Source organism: Micromonospora sp. NPDC048868 (assembly GCF_043198195.1).
Classification (GTDB): domain Bacteria; phylum Actinomycetota; class Actinomycetes; order Mycobacteriales; family Micromonosporaceae; genus Micromonospora; species Micromonospora reichwaldensis.
Map to the genome: position 1 here is coordinate 117,890 of NZ_JBICUN010000001.1, position 19,369 is coordinate 137,258.

The 19,369-nt window shown below is 74.8% G+C and carries 16 protein-coding genes; 8 read left to right on the forward strand and 8 right to left on the reverse strand.

The genetic code is table 11. The features are described from left to right. Positions 1-87: 87 nt before the first annotated feature. Genes ACGFNF_RS00575 through ACGFNF_RS00585 form a run of 3 tightly spaced genes read left to right on the forward strand, consistent with a single transcriptional unit; the run spans position 88 to position 2,727 of the window. Positions 88-1,335 (forward strand): MurT ligase domain-containing protein, encoded by a 1,248-nt coding sequence (locus tag ACGFNF_RS00575; protein ID WP_393165315.1) that lies wholly within the window; start codon positions 88-90, stop codon positions 1,333-1,335. Then, positions 1,325-2,047 (forward strand): type 1 glutamine amidotransferase, encoded by a 723-nt coding sequence (locus ACGFNF_RS00580; protein WP_132236287.1) that lies wholly within the window; start codon positions 1,325-1,327, stop codon positions 2,045-2,047. Before ACGFNF_RS00575 ends, ACGFNF_RS00580 begins: the two co-directional genes overlap by 11 nt. After that, entirely contained in the window at positions 2,044-2,727 is a 684-nt protein-coding gene (locus ACGFNF_RS00585; RefSeq protein ID WP_357580155.1) for a VTT domain-containing protein, read from the forward strand. Before ACGFNF_RS00580 ends, ACGFNF_RS00585 begins: the two co-directional genes overlap by 4 nt. 151 nt (positions 2,728-2,878) lie before the next feature. Here ACGFNF_RS00585 and ACGFNF_RS00590 read toward each other — a convergent pair whose 3' ends face one another. After that, the gene (locus tag ACGFNF_RS00590) at positions 2,879-3,535 is read right to left on the reverse strand and encodes a response regulator (RefSeq protein WP_393164843.1); all 657 of its coding nucleotides are present in this window, start codon (positions 3,533-3,535) and stop codon (positions 2,879-2,881) included. Then, a complete protein-coding gene (locus tag ACGFNF_RS00595) occupies positions 3,532-4,770 on the reverse strand; it encodes a sensor histidine kinase (RefSeq protein ID WP_393164845.1) in 1,239 nt (412 codons plus the stop codon). Before ACGFNF_RS00595 ends, ACGFNF_RS00590 begins: the two co-directional genes overlap by 4 nt. A gap of 132 nt (positions 4,771-4,902) precedes the next feature. Here ACGFNF_RS00595 and ACGFNF_RS00600 point away from each other — a divergent pair, with 132 nt between their 5' ends. Continuing rightward, positions 4,903-5,817, forward strand: a complete 915-nt coding sequence (locus tag ACGFNF_RS00600; protein ID WP_393164847.1) for an ABC transporter ATP-binding protein — start codon at positions 4,903-4,905, stop codon at positions 5,815-5,817. Further along, positions 5,814-6,668: an ABC transporter permease subunit gene (locus tag ACGFNF_RS00605; RefSeq protein ID WP_393164849.1), complete on the forward strand. Its 855-nt coding sequence runs from the start codon at positions 5,814-5,816 to the stop codon at positions 6,666-6,668. The genes ACGFNF_RS00600 and ACGFNF_RS00605 overlap by 4 nt, the downstream gene beginning before the upstream one ends. A 114-nt stretch (positions 6,669-6,782) precedes the next feature. Here the strand turns inward: ACGFNF_RS00605 and leuS are convergent, their stop codons facing one another. Then, complete coding sequence (leuS, locus tag ACGFNF_RS00610; RefSeq protein WP_393164851.1) at positions 6,783-9,641, reverse strand: leucine--tRNA ligase; 2,859 nt, start codon at positions 9,639-9,641, stop codon at positions 6,783-6,785. Between the two features lie 581 nt (positions 9,642-10,222). Here leuS and ACGFNF_RS00615 point away from each other — a divergent pair. Genes ACGFNF_RS00615 through ACGFNF_RS00625 form a run of 3 tightly spaced genes read left to right on the forward strand, consistent with a single transcriptional unit; the run spans position 10,223 to position 15,057 of the window. Beyond that, complete coding sequence (locus ACGFNF_RS00615; protein WP_357580149.1) at positions 10,223-11,278, forward strand: MoxR family ATPase; 1,056 nt, start codon at positions 10,223-10,225, stop codon at positions 11,276-11,278. 1 nt (position 11,279) lies between these two features. After that, a complete protein-coding gene (locus ACGFNF_RS00620; RefSeq protein WP_393164853.1) occupies positions 11,280-12,578 on the forward strand; it encodes a DUF58 domain-containing protein in 1,299 nt (432 codons plus the stop codon). Positions 12,579-12,594: 16 nt separating this feature from the next. Further along, complete coding sequence (locus tag ACGFNF_RS00625) at positions 12,595-15,057, forward strand: DUF3488 and DUF4129 domain-containing transglutaminase family protein (RefSeq protein WP_393164855.1); 2,463 nt, start codon at positions 12,595-12,597, stop codon at positions 15,055-15,057. Positions 15,058-15,334: 277 nt separating this feature from the next. Here ACGFNF_RS00625 and ACGFNF_RS00630 read toward each other — a convergent pair whose 3' ends face one another. The 5 genes from ACGFNF_RS00630 to ACGFNF_RS00650 form a co-directional block, all read right to left on the reverse strand. Then, positions 15,335-15,730, reverse strand: coding sequence for a DUF3040 domain-containing protein (locus ACGFNF_RS00630; protein ID WP_132236265.1), 396 nt, complete (start codon positions 15,728-15,730; stop codon positions 15,335-15,337). A gap of 115 nt (positions 15,731-15,845) precedes the next feature. Beyond that, positions 15,846-17,105 (reverse strand): DNA polymerase IV, encoded by a 1,260-nt coding sequence (locus ACGFNF_RS00635; RefSeq protein ID WP_393164857.1) that lies wholly within the window; start codon positions 17,103-17,105, stop codon positions 15,846-15,848. A 52-nt stretch (positions 17,106-17,157) separates the two neighbouring features. Further along, the gene (locus ACGFNF_RS00640) at positions 17,158-18,339 is read right to left on the reverse strand and encodes an alkaline phosphatase family protein (RefSeq protein ID WP_393164859.1); all 1,182 of its coding nucleotides are present in this window, start codon (positions 18,337-18,339) and stop codon (positions 17,158-17,160) included. Then, a complete protein-coding gene (locus ACGFNF_RS00645; protein ID WP_393165316.1) occupies positions 18,336-19,100 on the reverse strand; it encodes a methyltransferase domain-containing protein in 765 nt (254 codons plus the stop codon). Before ACGFNF_RS00645 ends, ACGFNF_RS00640 begins: the two co-directional genes overlap by 4 nt. 57 nt (positions 19,101-19,157) lie before the next feature. Next, positions 19,158-19,331, reverse strand: coding sequence for a hypothetical protein (locus tag ACGFNF_RS00650; protein ID WP_311411606.1), 174 nt, complete (start codon positions 19,329-19,331; stop codon positions 19,158-19,160). Positions 19,332-19,369: the final 38 nt, after the last annotated feature.

Sequence of the window (19,369 nt, forward strand, 5' to 3'; positions counted from 1 at the left end):
GGACGACCCCGGCCGAACGGTTCGCCGTCGGCGGCGATCTGGCGGGGTCGCCGGTCCGGTAACCTCGCTCGGGTGACGGACGCGAAGATGCCCCTGCGGGCAAAGGTGGCAAGCTCGGTGTCGCGGACCGCCGCGGCGCTGTCGCGGGCCGCGGGGCGCGGTGACGGCTCGGTGATCGGCGGCTGGATCGGCCTCAAGATCGACCCGGACCTGCTGGCCCACCTGTCGGCCGGGCGCGCCATCGCCCTGATCTCCGGCACCAACGGCAAGACCACCACCACCCGGCTCACCGCGGCGGCGGTCGGGGTGCTCGGCCGCGTCGCCACCAACTCGTTCGGCGCCAACATGCCGACGGGGCACACCTCGGCGCTCGCCAAGGCCGGCAGCACGCCCTACGCGGTGCTGGAGGTGGACGAGCACTACCTCGCCCAGGTGCTGGACGCCACCGAGCCGCACGTGGTGGCGCTGCTCAACCTCTCCCGCGACCAGCTCGACCGGGCCAAGGAGGTCGCCATGATGGCGCAGCTCTGGCGCGCCGCGCTGGTCCGGCACACCGACGTCCGCGTCGTCGCCAACGCCGACGACCCGATGGTGGTCTGGGCCGCGACCCCGCCGCCCAACCACGACCACCGCATCGCCCCGCCGCACGTCACCTGGTTCAGCGCCGGGCAACGCTGGCACGACGACTCCTGGGTCTGCCCCGAGTGCGGCTCGACCATCCAGCGCTCCGGCGACCAGTGGTGGTGCAGCGGCTGCCCGCTGCGCCGGCCCGAGCCGCAGTGGACGGTGGAGGACGACGGCGTGCTCGACCCGACCGGCGCCTGGCACAAGGTCAAGCTCCAGCTCCCGGGCAAGGTCAACGTCGGCAACGCCGCGACCGCGCTGGCCGTCGCCGCCGAGTTCGGCGTCCGGCCCGTGGACGCGGTGCTCCAGCTCGGCAGTGTCGCCTCCGTCGCGGGCCGCTACGCCCAGGTCGACCGGGACGGGCGCAACATCCGGCTGCTGCTGGCGAAGAACCCGGCCAGCTGGCTGGAGGCCTTCGACATGGCCGACGTCGCCCCGACGCTGCTCTCCATCAACGCCCGGGACCCCGACGGGCTGGACACCTCGTGGCTCTTCGACGTCGACTTCGCCCCGCTACGGGGCCGGCAGGTGCTGATCACCGGGGACCGCGCGTACGACCTCGCGGTCCGGCTCGAGGTCAACGACGTGCCCTTCCAGCATGTGCGGACGTTCGACGACGCCGTCCGGTCGGTGCCCCCGGGGCGCCTGGAGGTCATCGCGAACTACACCGCGTTCCAGGACATCCGAGCGGAGTTGGACCGTGTCAACTGAGAGCCTGCGCATCGTCTGGATCTACCCCGACCTGCTCTCCACCTACGGCGACCGCGGCAACGCCCTGATCCTCGCCCGCCGGGCGCGGCAGCGCGGCTTCCCGGTCGAGGTGCTGGAGGTGCGTTCCGACCAGCGCCTCCCCTCCACCGCCGACATCTACCTCATCGGCGGCGGCGAGGACGGCCCGCAGGCGCTCGGCGCGCAGCGGCTGCTCGCCGACGGCGGCCTGCACCGGGCGGTCGCCCAGGGCTCGGTCGTGTTCGGGGTCTGCGCCGGCTACCAACTCCTCGGCACCTCCTTCTTCGCCAAGGGCACCCTCTGCGCCGGGCTGGAGCTGCTCGACCTCTCCTCCGACCGGGGGCCAACCCGCGCCGTCGGCGAGCTGGCCGGCGAGATCGACCCACGGCTGGGCGTGCCGGCGCTGACCGGGTTCGAGAACCACGGCGGGCGCACCCACCTCGGCCCGGGGGTCTCCCCGCTGGCCCGGGTCACCGCCGGGGTCGGCAACGACGGCGCCACCGAGGGGGCGTGGCGGGGCAAGCTGCTCGGCACGTATTCGCACGGCCCGGCCCTCGCCCGCAATCCCGCCCTGGCGGACCTGCTGCTGCGCTGGGCCACCGGCGCGCACCAGCTCCCGCCGCTCGACGACACCTGGTCGGACCGGCTGCGCGCCGAGCGCCGCACCGCGGTGGCCGCCGCCGCCCGGGCATGATCCTGGCCGTCCGGCGGCTGCTGCGGCAGCCGTCGGCCGTCCGGTTCGCCCTGCTGCTGCTCCTGCTCGCCAGCTTCGGGGCGGTGCTGCTCGTCGTCGACCTGCCCGAGGCGCGGGAACTGCCCGGGCTGGCCGACCGGCTGGGCGGCCTCGCCCCCGTGGCCGCGGTCCTCGGCGGGGCGCTGCTGCTGGTCGCGCTGGTCCCCCGGACCTTCATCACGCTCGCCTCGGGCGCGATCTTCGGTGCGCTCGAGGGCGCCGCGTACGCGCTGGGCGCCGCCCTGCTCGCGGCGGCGCTGGGCTTCACGGTCGGCCGCCTGCTCGGGCGGGACTTCGTCGCCGAGCGGGTACGCGGCCGGCTGGCCCGGTTGGACGGCTGGTTCGCCCGCCAGAGCGTCCTCGGCGTGGTCACCGTACGGCTGCTGCCGATCGCCGGCTTCGGGCTGGTCAGCTACGGCTACGGCACCACCGGCGCCCGGGTGCTGCCGTTCCTCGCCGGCAGCGTGATCGCCTCCGCGCCCACCGCGTTCGGCTACGCGGCGGTGGGTGCGACGGTCACCTCCCCGGGCGACGTCAACTGGTTCGGCGTCGCGCCGGCCGCCCTCGGCCTGATCGCCAGCGTCGTGCTGATCCACCGCTGGTGGCGCGCCGAGCGGCAGCGCCGGCTCGGGCCGAGCTGACCCCGGCACCGATTCCGCGCTGCGCCCACCGCGCTGTCTGGGAGATCTTGGGACGAAAGTGCCCCTCCAGGGGCCGTTTCTTGCCAAGATCGGGCGCGGGCGGACGCAACGCGGCACGGAAGCGGCGGGGACAGGGGCGCCTGCGTTCGTCTCATCCCGCCGGGGAGACCAGCCCGGCCTCGTAGGCGGCGATGACGAGGTGCACCCGGTCGCGGGCGCCCAGCTTGCTGAACAGCCGGGCCACGTGCGCCTTGGCGGTGGCCGCGCTGATCACCAGTTCGGCGGCGATCTCGCCGTTGGACAGGCCCCGGCCGACGAGCGTCAGCACCTCGCGCTCCCGCTCCGTGACGCCGTCGAGGGCCCGGCTCGGGGCGGTGGGGGTCGGCCGGCGGGCGAACTCGGCGATGAGCCGGCGGGTGACCCCGGGGGCGATCAGCGCGTCCCCGGCGGCGACCACCCGGACCGCGCCGAGGATGTCGTCCAGCGCCATGTCCTTGACCAGGAACCCGCTCGCGCCGGCGCGCAGCGCGGCGTGCACGTGCTCGTCGTCGTCGAAGGTGGTGAGCACGAGGACGCGGGTGGCGCCGCCGTGCGCGGTGATCGCGCGGGTGGCCTGGATGCCGTCCATGCCGGGCATCCGCAGGTCCATCAGCACCACGTCCGGCACGACCTCGCGGGCCAGCCGCACCGCCTCGGTCCCCGTACCCGCCTCGCCGACGACGTCGATGTCGGGGGCGTCGGCGATGAGCACCCGCAGGCCGGCGCGGACCAGTGGCTGGTCGTCGACGAGCAGCACCCGGACGCTCACCGGTCCGCCGTCCCGGCCCGCGCTCCGACCGACTCCGTCGCCACGTGTGCTGCCGGCGCTGCGGGGGGCGCCGGTAGCCACGCCGCCACCCGGAAGCCGCCCTCGGGGCGGGGCCCGGCGTGGAACCGGCCCTCCAGCAGAGCGACCCGTTCGCGCATGCCGAGGATTCCGTGCCCCTCACCGCCGACCCGGGCGCCCCGGCCCTCGTCGACGATCTCCACGGCCACCTCGTCGGGGCCGTGCTCGGCGGTGACCCGGCACCGGTCGGTGCCCGCGTGCCGTACCACGTTGGTGAGCGCCTCCTGCACGATCCGGAACGCGGCGAGGTCGACCTCGGCCGGGACCGGCCGCCGCTCGCCGACGCACCGCAGGTCGACCCGTACCCCCGCGTCGGCGGCGGCCGCGACCAGTCGGTCGAGGTCGTCCAGCCCCGGCGTCGGGTCCAGCGACGCCGACTCCGACTGCGGGCGGCGCAGCGCGCCGAGCGTACGCCGCAGGCCGGCCAGGGTGTCGCGGCTGGTCGCCTCGATGGTGGCCAGCGCGGCGCGCGCCTGGGCCGGTTGGGTGTCGATGACCCGGGCGCCCACGCCGGCCTGGATGGCGATCACCCCGATGCTGTGGGCGACCATGTCGTGCAGCTCGCGGGCGATGCGCAGCCGCTCGGCGGTGACCGCCTCGGCGGCGGTGTGCGCCCGGACGGCCTCCGCGTAGCCGCGCCGGGCCCGCACGGAGTTGCCGACCGTCCACGCGGTGACGACCGCCAGCACGGAGAGCGTGGCCCGGTTGATGGGGTCGCTGCTGGGGTTCACGAAGCCCGCGGTGACCTGCACGACGAGCACCACAACGGCCACCGGCACCGAGACGCGGCGCGACCTCCTCGCCGCGATCAGCCCCACCACCAGGTCGATCGCCAGGAACTGCGCGTACCAGATGTCGGTCAGGTAGCCGTCCTCCGGAACGTTGACGGCGACGGTGACCACGCACGCCGCGACGACCATCAGGGCCAGGGCGAGCACCGGGCGGCGGCGCAGCAGGGCGGCGGGCGGCGCCACGGCCAGCAGCGGCACCAGGTAGCGCTCGGGAAACCACCAGTCGCCGAACCCCACGCCTGCCCGGCTCGACGCCACCACCGGGGCCAGGACCACGGCGACCGGCAGCACCGCGACGCCGAGCCAGGGCAGCACCGCCCGCGCCAGCGCCGGGGCGCGGCGCGGCGGCGGTGCGGTCGCGTCCATGCCCACACGGTAGACAGCCTGTCGCCGCCCGCGCATCGGCCCACGGGCGTACGCCCCGGGGCGGGTCACCGGCCGCCGGATGTGGCCGCCGGGGCGACGCCCCGCCGGCCGCCGCCCGGCAGCGTGAGGCAGGTGATCGAACTCAACGCCCTGACGAGACGGTACGGCCGCACGACGGCCGTCGACGACCTCACCCTGACCGTGCGCCCCGGCCACGTGACCGGGTTCCTGGGCCCCAACGGGGCCGGCAAGTCCACCACGCTGCGGATGATCATCGGGCTCACCGCGCCCACCAGTGGCACCGTCACGGTGGACGGGGTCCGCTTCGCCGACCGGCCGCGCGGGCTGCGCCACGCCGGCGCGTTGCTCGACGCCGGCGACGTGCACGGCGGGCGCAGCGCCGTGGCCCACCTGTCGGCCCTGGCGCGGAGCAACGGCATCGCGCGCGCCCGGGTCGACGAGGTGCTGCGGGAGGTGGGCCTGGCCGCCGTCGCACGGCGGCGCATCGGGGGCTTCTCGCTCGGCATGCGGCAGCGGCTCGGGATCGCCGCCGCGCTGCTCGGGGACCCGCCCGTACTGCTCTTCGACGAGCCGTTCAACGGCCTCGACCCGGAGGGGGTGCGCTGGGTACGGGACCTGTTCCGGCGGCTGGCGGCCGAGGGGCGCACGGTCTTCGTCTCCAGCCACCTGATGAGCGAGATGCAGAACTGCGTCGACCGGCTCGTGGTGATCGGCCGGGGCCGACTCATCGCCGAGCAGGGCCTCGCCGAGTTCGCCGCCGGGAGCACCCGGGCCGACGTGACCGTCCGTACGCCCGACCCGGCGACGCTGGCCGCCGTGCTCACGGCCGAGGGCGCGCACGTCCGCCCGGACGACGGCGGGGCGCTCGTCGTGACCGGCCTGACGGCCGCGCGGATCGGCGACCTCGCGCTCGCCCACGGCGTCGGGCTGCACGAACTGACCGCCCGTACCGCCTCGCTGGAGGAGGCCTTCATGGCACTCACCGCCGACAGCGTCGAGTATCTCGCCGGGGAGGGGACCCGATGACCGCCGTGACCCGGCCGACCCGCCGTCCGATCGTGACCGGGACGCCGGCCCGGTTCCGCGACCTGCTGGCCGCCGAGTGGATCAAACTCTGGTCGCTGCGCTCGACCCGCTGGACGCTGCCGCTGGTCTTCCTGTTCGTGGTCGGGGTCAGCGTCAACGCCAGCCTCGCCGACCACCGGAATTGGCCGACGTACCCGCAGGAGCGCCGGGAGATGTTCCACCTGTACGGGCCGGTGCGCGACGCCTTCCCCGAGGTCGGCTACCTGGTGCTGATCCTCGCCTCGGCCACCATCGGCGCCCTGACGATCGTCGGCGAGCACCAGAGCGGGCTGATCCGGACCACGTTCGCCGCCGTCCCCGCCCGCCGCGCGCTGGTCGCGGCGAAGGCCGCCGTGCTGGCCGGGGTCATGCTCGTCCTCGGCACGGTCACCGCGGCGACGTCGTTCTGGGTGTCCCAGGCGATCCTCGCCGACCGGGACGCCGGCTGGTCGATCGGCGAGCCGGGGGTGCTGCGCGCGGTCGTGGCGAGCGCCGTGCTGGTGCCCGTGTGCGCGCTGGTCGGGCTGGGTCTGGGCGCGCTCACCCGGCACGCCGCCGGTGCGGTGGCCGCCGCGACGGCGGTGCTCGTGCTGGTGCCGATGGCGGTGGACAGCGACGAGCACCGGTGGATCGCCGAGGCGTACAACGCCCTGCCGCTGACCGCCTGGCTACGCCTGATCGAGGTGCATCCCGACGTCGTCACCCAGGACCCGTACCCGGCCACCGTCACCGGCTCCTGGCTGACCCTGGCCGCCTGGTCCGCGGCCGCGACCCTGGCGGCGATCACCCTGACCCACCGCCGCGACCCCTGACCCACCCCACCCGGCGCGTCGATCATGCAGTCGTGGTGCCCGGCTCATCCCGGCCCGGGGACCTTGTCCCCCACCACAACTGCATGATCGACGGCGCACGGCGCACGGCGCGGGTCAGGCCACCACGGAGACCATGCGGCCCTTGATGACGATGACCTTGCGGGGTTCCTTGCCGGCCAGCGAGGACGCGACCGCCTCCAGGGCCGCCGCGCGGACGGTCTCCTCGGACGCGTCGGCGGGGACCTCGACGCGGCCCCGCACCTTGCCGTTGATCTGCACCGGGTACGTCACCGTCTCGGCCACCAGCAGCGCCGGGTCGGCGGTCGGGAAGTCCGCGTACGTCAGGGAGATGTCGTGCCCCAGCCGGCGCCACAGCTCCTCGGCGACGTGCGGGGCGAACGGCGCCAGCATCAGCACCAGCGGCTCGGCCACCTCGCGCGGGGTCTCCGCCAGCCGGGTCAGCCCGTTGGTCAGCTCGATCAGCTTGGCGATCGCGGTGTTGAACCGGATCGCCTCCATGTCGCCGCGGACCCCGTCGACGGTCTTGTGCAGCAGCCGCCGGGTCGCCTCGTCTGCGGGCGCGTCGGTGACCCGCAGCGCGCCGGTCTGCTCGTCGACGACCGCCCGCCAGACCCGCTGCAGGAACCGGTACGACCCGACGACCGCCCGGGTCTCCCACGGACGGGACACCTCCAGCGGGCCCATCGACATCTCGTAGACGCGGAACGTGTCCGCCCCGTACGCGGCACACATCTCGTCCGGCGTGACCACGTTCTTCAGGGACTTGCCCATCTTGCCGTACTCGCGGTTGACCTGGGTGTCGCCCAGGTAGAAGGCCCCGTCGCGCTCGGTGACCTCCTCGGCCGGCACGTAGGCGCCGCGCGCGTCGGTGTACGCGTACGCCTGGATGTAGCCCTGGTTGAACAGCTTGCGGAACGGCTCGAACGACGAGACGTGCCCCAGGTCGTACAGCACCTTGTGCCAGAACCGCGCGTACAGCAGGTGCAGCACGGCGTGCTCGGCGCCGCCGACGTACAGGTCGGTGCCACCGCAGTCGCCCTCGCCGCGCGGCCCCATCCAGTACGCCTCGTTCTCCGCGTCGACGAAGCGCTCGGAGTTCGTCGGGTCCAGGTAGCGCAGCTCGTACCAGCACGAGCCGGCCCACTGCGGCATCACGTTGGTCTCGCGGGTGTAGCGCTTCGGGCCGTCGCCCAGGTCCAGCTCCACCTCGACCCAGTCGCGCCGGCGCGACAGCGGGGTCTCCGGGTTGCTGCCGGCGTCCTCCGGGTCGAACGTGCGCGGCGAGAAGTCGTCCACCTCGGGCAGCTCGACCGGCAGCATCTCCTCCGGCAGGGCGATGGCCGCGCCGGTCTCGTCGTAGACGATGGGGAACGGCTCGCCCCAGTAACGCTGCCGGGAGAACAGCCAGTCGCGCAGCCGGTAGGTCACCGCGCCGGTGCCGTGGCCGTTGGCCTCCAGCCACTCGATGATCCGGGCCTTCGCCTCGGCCACCCCCAGGCCGTTCAGGTCCAGGCCGCGCTCGGGCGCGGCGCTGTTGATTGCCGGGCCGTCCCCGGTGTACGCCTTGCCGTCGAAGCCCTCCGCCGGCTGCACGGTACGCACGATCGGCAGCTCGAAGACCTCGGCGAACGCCCAGTCCCGCTCGTCCTGGCCGGGCACCGCCATGATCGCACCGGTGCCGTAGCCGGCCAGCACGTAGTCGGCGACGAAGACCGGGACCTGCCCGCCGGTGACCGGGTTGGTGGCGTACGCCCCGACGAAGACGCCGGTCTTCTCCTTCGTGTCGGCCTGCCGCTCGACGTCGGTCTTGGCCGCCGCCGCCTTGCGGTACGCCTCCACGGCCGCGCGCGGGTTGGCGTGCCCGCCGGTCCACGCGTCCTTCGTCCCCTCGGGCCAGGCCGCCGGCGCCAGCGCGTCGACCAGCTCGTGCTCGGGGGCCAGCACCATGTAGGTGGCGCCGAAGACGGTGTCCGGCCGGGTGGTGAAGACCTTGATTCGGGCTTCGCCCGCAGAACCGGAATCACCGGTCGAGGCCACGAAGTCGATGTGTGCGCCCGTGGAGCGGCCGATCCAGTTGCGCTGCATCAGCTTGATCGGCTCGGGCCAGTCCAGCGTGTCCAGGTCGTCCAGCAGCCGGTCGCCGTACGCGGTGATCCGCATCATCCACTGCTTCAGGTTGCGCTTGAAGACCGGGAAGTTGCCGCGCTCGGAGCGGCCGTCGGCGGTGACCTCCTCGTTGGCCAGCACGGTGCCCAGCCCCGGGCACCAGTTGACCGGCGCCTGCGAGACGTACGCCAGCCGGTGATCGTCGACGATCCCCCGGCGCTCGGCGACGGACAGCTCCGCCCACGGGCGGCCGTCGGGCGTGGGCCGGTTGCCGCCCTCGAACTCGGCGATCAGCTCGGCGATCGGGCGGGCCCGCTTCGCCCCGGTGTCGTACCAGGAGTTGAAGACCTGCAGGAAGATCCACTGCGTCCAGCGGTAGAAGTCGGTGTCGATGGTGGCCACCGAGCGGCGCTCGTCGTGGGCCAGGCCCAGCCGGCGCAGCTGCGCCTTGTAGCGCTCGATGTTGGCCACGGTCGTGGTCCGCGGGTGGGTGCCGGTCTGCACCGCGTACTGCTCGGCGGGCAGGCCGAACGCGTCGAAGCCCATGGCGTGCAGCACGTTGCGTCCCGCCATCCGCTGGTAGCGGGCGAAGCAGTCGGTGCCGATGTAGCCCAGGGGGTGGCCGACGTGCAGGCCCGCGCCCGACGGGTACGGGAACATGTCCAGGACGTACAGCTTCTCCGCCCCGGCGCGCGGGTGACCGGGGTCGGCCAGCGGGCCGGTCGGGTTCGGGGCGTGGAATGTCCCCTCCCGCGCCCAGGCGTCCTGCCAGCGCTGTTCGATCTCCTCGGCCAGGGCCGCGGTGTACCGGAACGGGGGAATGTCGGCCGGTGCTGCCTCACTCATGGCGTCTCCTCGCTTCGCTCGTCGCCGCCGGCCACGCCACGGCCGGGCTGGGTGCTGACCTCGCTCGGCGCGGTCATGTCGGTCTGGCTCGGGTCTGTCCGCCGCCGGCGCCGCGCCGCCCGAGGGCCGGCGCCGGTGCCGGGTGCCGATCGCCGGGGCGTCCGGCGGAGGGCACAAAAAAGCCCCTCGCGCAGGAGGGGCCGCCGTGCTGTCGCGCGTCAGCGCATCAGCACGGCCCGGTAAGAAGCAGGAAGAATCCGGCCATGCCCGGGAGTGTACCCCGCCGTCCGGTCCCGCACGTCGCCCGCCGCCACGGGTCGGGACGGCGACCCCGGACGTACGCGTCGCGGCACCCCTTCGTGATCATCACCGGCACCGAGAGCGACGGTCCGTTCCCCCGACCCGGCGAATGTTCGGTGCGTAACCGACCGTCTACCTGCGGGGGTCGGCGGCGGCGACAAACATGGTTAGCCTGAGAGACCAGTGAGATTTCTGCGGCAGACGAGGCTCGGCGTCGCGAACCCTACGGCGGGTCCAGGTGCTCTATTCAGAGCTGCCGTCCGGCGACGAGGAGGAGGCCCGTGACACAACAGACCTGGGACGAGGTGGGCGGCGTGTTGCCGCACGACGAGTTCCGTGCCGCCAGCGAAGCCATCGTGTCGAACATCGAGCAGGTCATCGAGGGCAAGACCGCCACCGTGCGGCTCGCCCTGGCCGTCCTGCTCGCCGAGGGCCACCTGCTCATCGAGGACGTGCCCGGGGTCGGCAAGACCAAGCTCGCCAAGGCCATGGCCCGTTCGATCGACTGCTCCGTGCGCCGCATCCAGTTCACCCCCGACCTGTTGCCCAGCGACGTCACGGGGGTCAGCGTCTACAACCAGGAGACGCACGACTTCGAGTTCCGCCCCGGTGCGGTCTTCGCCAACCTGGTCGTCGGCGACGAGATCAACCGCGCCTCGCCGAAGACGCAGTCGGCGCTGCTGGAGTGCATGGAGGAGCGCCAGGTCACCGTCGACGGCGTCACCTACCACCTCCAGACGCCGTTCATGGTCGTCGCGACCCAGAACCCGATCGAGATGGAGGGCACCTATCCCCTCCCCGAGGCGCAGCGCGACCGGTTCACCGCCCGCATCGCGATGGGCTACCCGGACCCGAGCGCCGAGCTGGCGATGCTCGACGGGCACGGCGCGACGGACCCGCTTGACGAGCTGCGTCCGGTCGCCGACGCCAACACCGTGCGGCAGCTGATCGGCCACGTCCGGCAGGTGCACGTCGCCGACGCCGTGAAGCAGTACGCGATCGACCTGGTCACCGCCACCCGCGAGGCCGCCGACCTGCGGCTGGGCGCCTCCCCGCGGGCGACCCTCCAGCTCCTGCGCACCGCCCGCGCGGTGGCCGCCCTGGAGGGGCGCGACTACGTCCTGCCCGACGACCTCCAGGTGCTGGCCGTGCCGGTGCTCGCGCACCGGATCATCCCGACCGCCGACGCCCAGCTCGCCCGGCGCACGACCGACGCGATCGTCTCCGAGCTGGTGCACCGGCTGCCGCTGCCGCACGACCGCGGGCGCTCCCCGTACGACACCCGCCCCACGGGCGAGGGCAACGGCCGAGCCACGTACGAGCCGCGGAGGCGGTGACGTGCGCGACGGGCTGCGCGGGCTGACCACCCGCGGCCGTTCGTTCGTGGCGGCCGCGGTCGCGGCGGCGGTCTCGGCCGGCATCCTCGGCGAGAAGGACCTGCTCCGGGTGGCCGTGCTGCTGGCCGTCCTGCCGCTGCTCGCCGCGGCCTACGTCGGGCGCAGCCGCTACAAGCTGGCCTGCAACCGGTCGCTGGACCCGCACCGGGTGCCCGTCGGGGCCAGCTCCCGGGTGGTGCTGCGGTTGCAGAACATGTCCCGCCTGCCCACCGGCACCCTGCTGCTGGAGGACCGGCTGCCGTACGCGCTGGGCAGCCGGCCGCGGGTGGTGCTGGAGCGGCTCGGCGCCCACCAGGCCAGCTCGGTGGCCTACACGGTGCGCGCCGACGTGCGCGGTCGCTACGAGGTGGGCCCGCTGGTGGTCCGGATGACGGACCCGTTCGGGTTGTGCGAGCTGAGCCGCGCCTTCCCGAGCACCGATCATCTGACCGTCATCCCGCAGGTCACGCCGCTGCCCTCGGTGCGCCTGCCCGGCGAGTACGCCGGCAGCGGCGACAGCCGGGCCCGCTCGGTGGCGGTGCACGGCGAGGACGACGCCGCCACCCGGGAGTACCGGATGGGCGACGACCTGCGCCGGGTGCACTGGAAGTCGACCGCGCGCACGGGCGAGCTGATGGTGCGCCGGGAGGAGCAGCCCTGGGAGAGCCGGGCCACCGTCGTGCTGGACACCCGCGCGTACGGCCACCGCGGCGACGGGCCGACGGCCTCCTTCGAGTGGGCGGTCTCCGCCGCGGCCAGCATCGCGGTGCACCTGCGGCAGGCCGGCTACAAGCTGCGCCTGGTCACCGGGTCCGGCGCGGACGTGGACGCGTCCGAGGCGGCCGGCGACGGGGTGCTCCTCGACCACCTCGCCGAGGTCCGGCTCGACAAGTTCGGTGAGCTCACCACTCTGGTGCAGCGGGTCCGGCAACGGTCGGACGGCGGCCTGATCATCGGCCTCTTCGGCTCGGTGAGCACGGCCGAGGCCGAACTGCTGGCCGGGCTGCGGGGCAACGGCGCCACCTGCGTCGGTTTCCTGCTCGACAGCTCCACCTGGCTCAACCTGCCCGCCAAGGCCCGGGCCGAGGCCGACCACGCCCACGGCGCCGCCGCGCTGGCCATGTTGCAGAGCGGCTGGCGGGTCATCGGCGTCGACCACGGCACGCAGTTGCCCGCGCTGTGGCCGCAGGCGGCCCGCGGCTCGCAGGGCTTCGCGCTGCGGGCGGCCATGGCCGAGACGGTGGCCGGGGGCATGCGATGAACGGAAGGGTCCCCTCATGATCGCCCACCGGAACCTGGGCTTCGTGGCCGCCGCGGCGACGCTGCTCGCCGCCGCGCCGCTGTCGGCCATCTTCGAACGCTGGACGTGGCTGATCCAGGCGACGATCGCGGTGGCCGTGGTCGCCGCCGTGGCCGCGCTCGCCCGGCTGGCGCGGGTTCCGCTCTGGGGCCAGGCGCTGGGCATGCTGGCCGGCCTGACGCTGGCCCTGACCTGGCTCTTCCCCGGCGGCACCGAACTGCTGGGCATCGTGCCCACCCCGTCGACCTTCACGCACTTCGGCGAGTTGCTCGACGGCTCGCTGGAGGACATGCGCTCGTACGGCGTCAAGGTCCCCGACACCGACCCGCTGCTGTTCGTCACGGTGCTCGGGATCGGCGGGGTGGCCGTGGTGGTCGACGTGCTCACCGTCGGGCTGCGCCGGCCGGCGCTGGCCGGCCTGCCGATGCTGGCGATCTACTCGGTGCCCGTCGCGGTCTACGTGGACAGCGTCCCGGCGGTGCCGTTCGTCGTCGGCGCCGCCGGGTTCCTCTGGCTGCTGGTGACCGACAACGTCGACCGGGTCCGCCGGTTCGGCCGGCGGTTCACCGGCGACGGGCGGGACGTCGACGTCTGGGAGGCCTCGCCGCTGGCCGCCGCCGGCCGGCGGCTGGCGGCGGTGGGTGTGGCGCTGGCCGTGGTGCTGCCGCTGGCCGTGCCGGGAATGACGGGCGGGCTGCTGGACACGCTTGGCGGTTCGGGCAACGGCAACGGCAACGGGCGCTCCGGGCAGGGCGGCACCGGCCGGATCGACCTGTTCGCGGCGTTGAGCGGGCAGCTCAACCAGTCCGAGGTCGCCGACCTGGTCAAGGTCACCACGAACGAGCCCCGCCCCTTCTACCTGCGCTTCGGCGTGGCCGACAAGCTCACGCCGAGCGGCTTCCGCGAGGGCACCCCCACGGGCCGGCCCGTCGACGACCTGCCGGCGCCGTCCGCGCGGGGCGTCGAGCAGCGGACGTACCAGGCCACTGTCGAGGTGACGAAGACCCTCAACATGCCGCTGCTGCCGGTCTACACCGAACCGGTGCGCTCCGAGGGCCTCAACGGCAACTGGGCGTACGACCCCAGCCTCCAGGTGGTCTTCTCCCACCGGGACAACTCGCGCGACAAGCGCTACTCGTTCGAGTACGTGCGCTCGGCCTACACACCGGCGGCCCTGCGCCGGTCGTCGCCGCTGCCGGCCGACCACGCCGTACGGCGCCTGCATCCCGCACCGCCGCCGGTGCCCGAGGTCGAGGAGCTGGTCTCCACCCTGGTACGGGGCAAGGACACCGAGTACGACAAGGTCCGCGCGATCTACGACCACTTCTCCGCGGACAACGGCTTCACCTACTCGCTCAGCACCAAGGGCGGCACCAGCGGGCGGGAGATCGTCGACTTCCTCGACAACAAGGTCGGCTTCTGCCAGCAGTACGCCGCCGCGATGACGTGGCTGGTCCGGGCCGCCGGCGTACCGGCCCGGGTGGCGTTCGGCTTCGCCAACGGCAGCAACTCCGGCGACGGCACGTACACGCTGACCAACCGGAACCTGCACGCCTGGACGGAGGTCTACTTCAACGAGGTCGGTTGGGTGCCCTTCGACCCCACCCCGGCGTACGGCGTGCAGGGCTCGACCCGGTCGGCGTGGGCGCCGGACATCGACGCCCCGGAGGCGGAGACGCCGACCGCAGGCCCGACGAGTGCCCCCGGCGACGTCGACCCGTCGGCCGGCCCGGCGGGGCCGGACGGCCCCGAGGAGGACTTCGACTCCGGCCTGGCCCTCGACGGCACGGCCCCGACCGACCAGGCTCCGGTCTGGCCCTGGTACGCCGCCGCGGCGGTGCTGGCCCTGCTCGCTCTGCTCGCCCTGCCGGCGCTGCGCCGCACGGCGCTGCGCCGCAGGCGCAGCGGCCCGGCGAGACCGGCCGCGGCGGCGGTGCGCCCCGGGGCCGCCGGCGACGCGCCCACCGACGGGCGACGCATGGTGGTGGTGGCGGACGCGGAGCGGGCGCGGGCGGACGCGCACGCCGCCTGGGACGAACTGCTGGACACGCTTGTGGACTACCGGGTCCGGGTGGACCGGACGGAGACCCCCCGGGCGACCGCCGACCGGCTGTCCCGGGAGGCGCTCACCGCCGACGCGGGGGCGACCACGGCCGTACGCCTGCTCGGCCGCGCCGAGGAACGCGCCCGCTACGCCCGCGATCCGCTGACCGGCGAGCAACTCCTGCCGGCCCTGCGCACCGTACGCGCCGCGCTCGCCGCACAGACCGACCGGCGTACCCGCCTGGTGGCGGCGGTGCTGCCGCCGTCGGTGCTGCTGCGCTGGCGCACGGGCACGGCCGAGGCGTCGTCCCGGCTGGTGGCGGCGGGCGGTCGGGCCCGGCACCGGTTGCTGCGCTGGAGCCCGCGTCGCCTGCTGGCCGGCCGCATGGCCCGCTGACCGACGGACGAACGGGCCGGTAGGGGCACCCGCCCCCGCCGGCCCGTCGCGTTCGCGGGGCTCACGGGCCGACCGGGCTCACGGGCCGACCGGGCTCACGGGCCGACCGGGCTCACGGGCCGACCGGGCTCACGGGCCGACGAGGCACCGGCCGGATGCCGGACATCGGGATATGCGGAGGATGCACGCCCCCGGGGCGTGCTGAGTCGTCGGTGGCCGCCGGGCGTCCCGGCGGCCGACTGTTTGTCGCGCGGCCCGCCTCAGGGGCGGGCCGGGCTCAGCGGTGCCCCTCCGGGCGCTGCCGCCACCGGTCCTCCATCCGGTCCAGGATCGAGGGCCGACGACCCGACCGGCCGCGAGGGCGACGACGACTCGTCGTCCCGCCCACGACGTGCAGGTCCGGTGACTGCCCCCGACGGTGCGACTGCACCGCGAACGCGGCCGAGGCCAGCATGACGACGAAACCCGCCACTGCCAGCGGCGGAAGCTTGATCACCGCGCCATAGACCAACAGGGCCAGCCCAGCAATGATCACGCCGGCAGCGACGAGCAGGCGACGCCGCGCGTGGAAGCGCGGATCGCTGGCGCGCACGGCCGAGGCGAATTTGGGGTCCTCGGCAAGCGACCGCTCGATCTGCTCGAACAGCCGCTGCTCGTGCTCCGAGAGCGGCACGGCACTCCTCCCCGGTCACGTTGGTCGGCCCGGTCGGGCCGACAGACCGTGGCAGCCAACCGGCTGCTTACCCGCAAGTCTACGAGGGCCCTCGCGCGTCGGAAAGCGGGACGACCTACGGCCGGGGTGGATTTTCATTTCGTCGCCCCTCGCGGACCCCCAGCAGACTGGCCGGACCTATGACGGACCGCCCGAAACGGGCAGCGGCGGCGTCGGCTGCGGCCTCCGCCTCCCGCCAGCCCCGCTCGGGCGCACCGAGGGTGAGCTGCCGCGGGGTCTCCCGCGCGGCGGCGAGCCCCTCGACCCGTACGCCGACCAGACGGACGGGCTCACCCGGGTCGAGCGCGGTGTAGAGCGCCCAGACGGTGTCGAAGATCTCCCTGGCGACGTCGGTCGGCACGCCCGCCGTGCGGGAGCGGCTGACGGTGCGGAAATCGGTCAGCCGCACTTTGAGCGACACGGTGCGCCCGACCTGCCCGGCCCGGCGCAGCCGGATGCCGACCTTCTCGGCGAGGGCGAGCAGCGACCGGCGGATCTCCAGCGGGTCGGTGACGTCCACGTCGAAGGTCACCTCGGCGCCGATCGACTTCTCCGCCTGCTCGGGGGTGACCCGGCGCGGGTCGCGCCCCCAGGCCAGCTCGTGCAGGTGGGCGGCGGACGCCTCACCGAGCGCCTTGCGCAGCATGCCGACCGGGGCCTCGGCGAGATCGCCGATCGTGGCCAGGCCCAGCCGCCGCAGCGTCTCGGTGGACCGCTCCCCCACCCCCCACAGCGCCGACACCGGCAGCGGGTGCAGGAAGTCGAGCACCCGGGTGGCCGGGACGACGAGCAGGCCGTCGGGCTTGGCGCGGGTCGAGCCGAGCTTGGCCACGAACTTGCTCGGCGCGACGCCGACGGAACAGCTCAGCCCCTGCTCCCCCGCGACCCGCTCGCGGATGCGCCGGGCGATGGCGGCCGGCGGGCCGAAGAGCCGCCGGGCGCCGGCCACGTCGAGGAACGCCTCGTCCAGGGAGAGCGGCTCGACCAGCGGGGTGACGTCCCGGAAGATCTGCATCACCGCGGCGGAGGCCGCCGAGTACTGCGGGAAGTCCGGCGGCAGGTAGACCGCGTGCGGGCAGAGCGCCCGGGCCCGGGCGGTGGGCATGGCGCTGCGTACGCCGTAGCGCCGGGCCTCGTAGCTGGCGGAGCTCACCACCCCGCGCGGGCCGGTGCCGCCGACCACGACGGGCCGACCGCGCAGCTCCGGCCGGCGGCGGACCTCGACCGAGGCGAAGAAGGCGTCCATGTCGACGTGCAGGATCGGGCAGCCGGAATCGTCGGCGTCCGGCCCGAACCGGGGATCGCCACCCCGGGGCAACGACTGGCTGCGGCCCATCCCCGCAGGCTAGCCCGGGCCTGCGACATCCCCGCCCGGCGGGCCGGCGCGGTCAGCCGCGTACGACCAGCAGCGGGATCGCCATCTCGGCCGCCGTGTCCGCCCCGTGGTACGCCACCAGCCGGGAGACCGCCGGCGGCTCGGAGCGGGAGGCGGTCACCGCGTACGTGCCGTTGCAGATCACCACCACGTCGCCGATGCGCGCCAGGTGTTCCTCCGCCACCGGACCGAACCAGCCGGCGGCCACCACCTCGTCGCGGGTACGCACCCGGGCCGCGTCGCCGAGCACCGCCGACCAGGCGGCCACCACATCGTCCACGGCACCGGGGGCGACGTGCAGGTAGCGGACCCGGGGCTCCCCGGCGACCACCTCCAGTCCGGCGCGCAGCCGGGGGTCGGTGTCCAGGTCGAAGCGGTCTTCGGCCGGCACGTCGAGCTGGCCGTGATCGGCGGTGACCAGCAGCGCGGCGTCGGGCGGCAGCCCGTCGACGAGCCGGGCCAGCAGCCGGTCCACCTTGGCCGCGGCGATCCGCCAGGGTGCCGAGTCCACGCCCGTCAGGTGGCCGTGCCGGTCCAGGTCGGGGTGGTAGCCGGAGACCAGCGTGGGTCCCGCTCCGGCGGCCAGGGCGGCGAGCATCCGTTCGGCGAGCGCGTCGACGCCGGGCGCGCCGCGGTAGTCGCCGCCGCGGTTGGCGGCCAGCGTCAGCCCGCTGCCGCCGAACTCCGGCCGGCTCACCACCGTCACCGCGACCCCGGCGGCGCGGGCCCGTTCCAGCTGCGTACGCACCGGCTGCCAGCGCAGCGGCGCCGGATCGGCCGCCCACTCGACGTGGTTGAGCACCCGATCGGTCCCCGGCACCCGCACCGTGAACCCGAGCACGCCGTGCGCGCCGGGGGCGGCGCCGGTGCCCAGCGTCACCAGGCTGGTCGGCGTGGTCGACGGAAAGCCGGAGGTCAGCTGCCGCCCGACGGTGGCGGCGAGCGCCACCAGGGTCGGCGCGTACGGGGCGGCGGTCGGGATCTGGTGCCAGCCGAGGCCGTCGACGAGCAGCACCGCGATCCGGCGTATCCCGGGCAGCGCGGCCCGCAGCCCGAGCAGGTCGGTGGCGCCGGGCACATCGAGCACGGCGAGTGCGGACGGCAGGACGTCGGCGAGGCTGGCGTCGCCGTAGCGCGGTCCGACGATCTCCAGCGTGGGCCCGGGCGGGTGCGGCGGGCGGGGCGGGTCGGTCACGGGCGGCGGGCGAACAGGTGCAGCTGGGCGGCGAGGTCCCGCCAGGGCGCCCGCGCGGCGAGCGCCCGCTCCAACTCGACCAGGGCGGCCGGCTGGCCATCGGCGACGGCGGCGGGGAGCAGGTCGGCGAGCACGCGTACGCCATGGATCTGCTCGACCACGAGCCCGGCGGCGGTGAGCAGCGCGGCGGCGCCGTCGGCGTCGTAGCGCCGGCGCAGGGTGTCCCGGGGGCCGGCGGTCCCGGCCGGATCGGCGGCCAGCGCGGCGGCGACGTCCAGGTGCCCGTTCATGGCCCGGCCGAGCACGGCGGCGGCCCGGCCGGCGACGAGCACGCTCGCGGCGCCGCCCGGCCGCAGCGCGGCGGCCAACGCCGCCACCACCGCCGCCGGATCGTCGACGACCTCCAGCACGGCGTGGCAGAGCACCAGGTCGGCGCTGCCCGGCTCGACCAGGCCGGCGAGCGCGTCGCCGTCGCCCTGCACCGCGCGGACCCGCTCGGCCACGCCGGCCTCCGCGGCCCGGCGGGTCAGCGCGGCGAGCGCGTCGGGACTGGCGTCGACCACAGTGACCCGGTGCCCGGCCTGGGCCAGCGGCACGGCGAAGCCGCCCGTGCCGCCGCCGACGTCGAGCACGGTCAGCGCGGTGCCGGCGCGGCGCTCCAGCTCGGCGCGCAGCACCGACCAGATCACGGCGGTACGGGGGGTCAGCGGCGGCCCGGCGAGCCGGCCTGGGGTCTGCTCCACCCGGTCGAGCCTAGTCACCCGGTCCAGCCGCACCGCGCCGCACCTGTGGCGGCCCGGCCGGCTCCGGGTGGGAGGTCAGGACTCGCCGGCAGCGGCGTCGTCCTCGGCCCGCGACCGCAGGGCGTTGGCCACCGGGCCCTCGACGATCTCGTACTCGCGCGGCTCCGTGTGGTGGCTCGGGGTCCAACCGGCGCCGAGCCGGGTCCGCCGGGAGTTCGCCACCCCACCGTTACCGTCGTTGTTTCCCATGATCGTTCGTCCCCCTCGTGCTCGCGCGGGCCACTCTG

Bases quoted from the DNA above. Each gene is read 5' to 3' on its own strand.
- ACGFNF_RS00575 (WP_393165315.1), top strand. From the start codon at position 88: ATGCCCCTGCGGGCAAAGGTGGCAAGCTCGGTGTCGCGGACCGCCGCG.
- ACGFNF_RS00585 (WP_357580155.1), top strand. From the start codon at position 2,044: ATGATCCTGGCCGTCCGGCGGCTGCTGCGGCAGCCGTCGGCCGTCCGG.
- ACGFNF_RS00595 (WP_393164845.1), bottom strand. From the start codon at position 4,770: ATGGACGCGACCGCACCGCCGCCGCGCCGCGCCCCGGCGCTGGCGCGG.
- ACGFNF_RS00605 (WP_393164849.1), top strand. From the start codon at position 5,814: ATGACCGCCGTGACCCGGCCGACCCGCCGTCCGATCGTGACCGGGACG.
- leuS (WP_393164851.1), bottom strand. From the start codon at position 9,641: ATGAGTGAGGCAGCACCGGCCGACATTCCCCCGTTCCGGTACACCGCG.
- ACGFNF_RS00625 (WP_393164855.1), top strand. From the start codon at position 12,595: ATGATCGCCCACCGGAACCTGGGCTTCGTGGCCGCCGCGGCGACGCTG.
- ACGFNF_RS00635 (WP_393164857.1), bottom strand. From the start codon at position 17,105: ATGGGCCGCAGCCAGTCGTTGCCCCGGGGTGGCGATCCCCGGTTCGGG.
- ACGFNF_RS00650 (WP_311411606.1), bottom strand. From the start codon at position 19,331: ATGGGAAACAACGACGGTAACGGTGGGGTGGCGAACTCCCGGCGGACC.